Source organism: uncultured Mycobacterium sp., assembly GCF_964249325.1.
Taxonomy (GTDB): Bacteria; Actinomycetota; Actinomycetes; order Mycobacteriales; family Mycobacteriaceae; genus Mycobacterium.
In genome coordinates this window covers 1-3423 of record NZ_CAXUCH010000348.1, presented here as the reverse complement: position 1 = coordinate 3423, position 3423 = coordinate 1, and the positions used below count along the sequence as shown (strand labels likewise).

2 protein-coding genes and 2 pseudogenes are annotated in these 3423 nt (G+C 65.7%); 2 read left to right on the top strand and 2 right to left on the bottom strand.

Annotated features, from left to right (window positions below):
* Position 1: 1 nt before the first annotated feature.
* A pseudogene (gene hpt, locus ACFE99_RS24190) lies at positions 2–622 on the top strand (hypoxanthine phosphoribosyltransferase).
* Here the strand turns inward: hpt and ACFE99_RS24185 are convergent.
* Positions 619–1347 carry an SIMPL domain-containing protein gene (locus ACFE99_RS24185; RefSeq protein ID WP_375489291.1) on the bottom strand — a complete coding sequence of 243 codons (729 nt, stop codon included), beginning with the start codon at positions 1345–1347 and terminating at the stop codon, positions 619–621. The pseudogene hpt and the gene ACFE99_RS24185 sit on opposite strands and share 4 nt — an antisense overlap.
* A 20-nt stretch (positions 1348–1367) precedes the next feature.
* On the bottom strand, positions 1368–2936 hold the full coding sequence (locus ACFE99_RS24180) for a DUF222 domain-containing protein (protein ID WP_375489293.1): 1569 nt from the start codon (positions 2934–2936) through the stop codon (positions 1368–1370).
* Between the two features lie 241 nt (positions 2937–3177).
* On the opposite strand from ACFE99_RS24180, the pseudogene ACFE99_RS24175 reads away from it, so the two are divergent.
* Positions 3178–3423 (top strand): annotated as a pseudogene (locus ACFE99_RS24175) (hypothetical protein); the annotation flags it as partial.

Genomic DNA, 3423 nt, shown 5'->3' with positions numbered 1-3423 from the left:
GTTGGTGGCTGGCCGGGCGGCATGGCACGCTGTGGTCGTGGCAGCGCAATCCGGTGAGCTGTACCCAGGCGACATCAAATCGGTGCTGCTGACCGGAGACCAGATCCAAACCCGGACCGCTGAGCTCGGCGCGATGATCGGCGACGACTACCGCGGCGTGACCGATGCCCCCGGTGCTCAGGATCTGCTGTTGATCACCGTGCTGAAGGGTGCGGTCATGTTCGTCACCGACCTGGCACGCGCGATTCCGCTGCCGACCAAGTTCGAATTCAAGAACTACAGCTACTACGGATCTTAAAAATCATAGTCGGGCGTGGTGCGCATCCTCAAAGACCTCGACCGCGATATCAACGACCGCGACGTGCTGATTGTCGAAGACGTGGTCGACTCCGGACTGACTCTGTCGTGGTTGCTGCGCAACCTCGCCACCCGCCATCCGCGTTCGCTTCGGGTGTGTACGCTGCTGCGCAAGCCTGACGCGATGCGCGCCAACGTCGACATCGCCTATGTGGGCTTTGACATTCCCAACGAGTTCGTGGTCGGCTACGGCCTCGACTACGACGAGCGCTACCGCGACCTGCCGTATATCGGCACCCTGGATCCCAGGGTGTATCAGGACTAGCCCAGTTCCCAGACTGCGGTCACGGTGAAACTGACCGTCTGCTGGCCGGGTTCCAGCGGAACATCGGTGGCGGCCATCGGTGCGCGGGGCATCGGCGTCGGCGTCGGCGCGCCGGAGGTCTCCCAGATCGAGATCACCTCGCCGAGTTGGAGTCCCGACAGCTGCGCGTACTGCTCGGCTCGATTCCTGGCGTCATTGAACGCCCGGGCCCGCGCGTCGCGGACCAACTGGGAGTCGTCCTCGATGGAGTAGCGCACGGAATTGATCCGGGTGGCGTCACCGCCGGCGCTGACGATGACCGCCAGCACGTGCGACGCCGATTCCAGCTTGCGGATTTTGACCCGGATCGAATTGCTGGCGCGGTAACCGGTGATGGCCCCGTCGCCGCCGCCGTACTGCGGTTGCACGCTGACGTCGGTCGTGCTGATGTCCGGGCGGCCGACACCGGCGTCGCTCAGCGCGGTGATGACCGCTTGCTGACGTTCGTTGGTCCGGTTCATCGCGGTTGTCACGTCGGGGGCGACGAACTCGATGCTCGCCTCGACGGTCAGCGTGTCGGGGACACCTTGAACCTTGCCCAGCCCGGTGACTGTCACGTGGCGAGGATTGTCCGCGACCGGGTCGGTGCCGGAATCGCAAGCGGACGTTGCCGCTGCGGTGCAACTTAGCGCGACCACCGCCAGCACAGAACGCAGTGACAGTTTCCCGCTTCTGGCGATCGGCATGACTGGCACCTTAACGTTCGTCAGAAGGGGGGATCCTCGGGCAGGGGTGCTAGCGGCGGCGGTCGCCAATCCGGGGGCAGTTCTTCGGGTTCTCGAGGGTCGTTGACCCAGGTGCAAAACGGGCTGGTGCTCGGTCGGCCTTTGAACAGAAACAGCGTGCCGCGCATATGGTTTCGCAACTTGCGGGCAGCTATCTCTTCTTTGCGCGCCTCCTCGAGCTGCTGGCGCGCTTCGTTGATTGGCCTCTGCTCGCGATTGTGCTTGCGGGCCCGAGCAATTCGCGCGGCTCGCTCCTTGGAGCGGCTGCGCCGGTTGGCTGGGGGCGCCGCGCACGCCGGCGCGTTCAGCGTTGCGAAAAGGTCTGCTCCGGCTGGGGCGGTGCGATGGGTTTGGCCGGTCGGCGCGGTCCAGATGACCGTGCCGTCGCGCAACTGACTATCACGCCACCCGCCGAAGGTTTTCAGCCGATGATGTTGGCGGCAAGGGCATTTGAGGTTCCACGGCACGGTCAATCCGCCGGCCGGCGGGTTCGCGTGATTGAACGGAATCGTATGGTCGAGGTCACAGACCATCGCCGGACGGCTGCAGCCGGGAAACCGACACGTCAAACCACGACAACGGATCGCGCGCTCCAGCGCCGCCGACGGCTGATAGCGCAACGCCTCGTCAGGCGTGCTCTGTAATTGCGCGAGCCTCAGCGAAGCTGCTGCCGCCAATTCACGGACCTGCTCGGCGTCGATGACTCCGTAGCCCTCCAGGTAACCCGGCTGACTGCTGTTGCCGTAGACCGTCTGCTCGCTGGCCACCACGTTGATGACGACTTGCGCGCCGCCCGGATCATGATCGCGTTCGAGGGCATCACTGCGACGAGGACACTCCGAGCGCCCGCACCTGCATGCCAATCCGCGCCCTTCACTCAACGCGGCCAACGCGTCGGCGCGGCGCTGATCTATCGCTCGCGGATCCGCCGGGCACACCTGCTTGGCCAACTCCGAGAGCCGCCGGTCGAACGCCGCAGCCGCCGACGCCGCGACCGTGCCATAGATCTCGGCCATTCCATGTTCAGTGGCACTGGTCGCGATGTAGCGCTCGTCCTCAGCTGCCTGGCGGCGCTCGCGGGCAGCGTCGGGATCGGCGAGGCGCACTCCAGCATCCACCGCATTGACGATGCGCTGCCGCGACCCGCTCTGCCACTTAGCGATACCCGCCGCTAACGATTCGTCGAGCTTGGCGATCAGCTGCTCGTCGGTCACCAAATCGGTGCGGCTGATGATCAATCGCACGGTGCGCCAATCGGTTCTGCCCTCAGCTAGCAGGGCCGCTACCTTGGGCAGGCGGGTATCGAGCGCGTGAGCGTGCGATACCAGATAGCTGGCCGCCATCGGGGACAGGTTCATCGCCGCCGCCACCTCGGCGGTAGTCTGCTCGAACCCGTCGATGACGGCATATCCGGGCCCAGCGTCGGCAGCGTCTTCTCGGCGCCGCAGCAGCGCCGCCACCGCTGCCAGCCGCCGCGCTATCAGCATCGACTCCAACCGGTGCGACGACTCCACCGCCGTCACCAGCGCAGCCGCATCCAGACCGGCCATCTCCGCAGGCGAGCAAACACCCACGGCGGCAAGCGGATCCGCGACGGTATCGAACATGTTGCGAGCATAGCCAGGGCTGCCGACATCGCCGGCGCGCTGCTGGTTCAGTGCTGGAGTTATCCACAGTGGCGCTTTCATCCACAGACCGACGGGTCGGCGCCCAGTTGGCAACGTCCGTGCGACGCGCCGGGAACCTCGGCGCCGCGCCTTTCCGCGGCCGAGTTTGTGATAAGAGATCCGAATGAGCCTGGCCAGGTTCGAAACCGGGACACCCGACCTCGGCTACGAACGAGGCCTATCGGCCCGCACTGTCCAGATGCTCGCAATCGGCGGCGCGATCGGCACCGGGCTGTTCTACGGGGCCGGTGGTGCCATCGAGCAGGCCGGCCCGGCAGTGATCCTGGCGTCTTGGTTGCCGGGCTGGCGATCTTCGTCATCATGCGGGCCTTCGCTATTCCCGAGTGGGTCACCGCACTGTGTGCTGCCG

Coding starts and splice junctions, on each gene's coding strand:
- ACFE99_RS24185 (WP_375489291.1), bottom strand. CDS start 1,347: ATGCCGATCGCCAGAAGCGGGAAACTGTCACTGCGTTCTGTGCTGGCG.
- ACFE99_RS24180 (WP_375489293.1), bottom strand. CDS start 2,936: ATGGCCGGTCTGGATGCGGCTGCGCTGGTGACGGCGGTGGAGTCGTCG.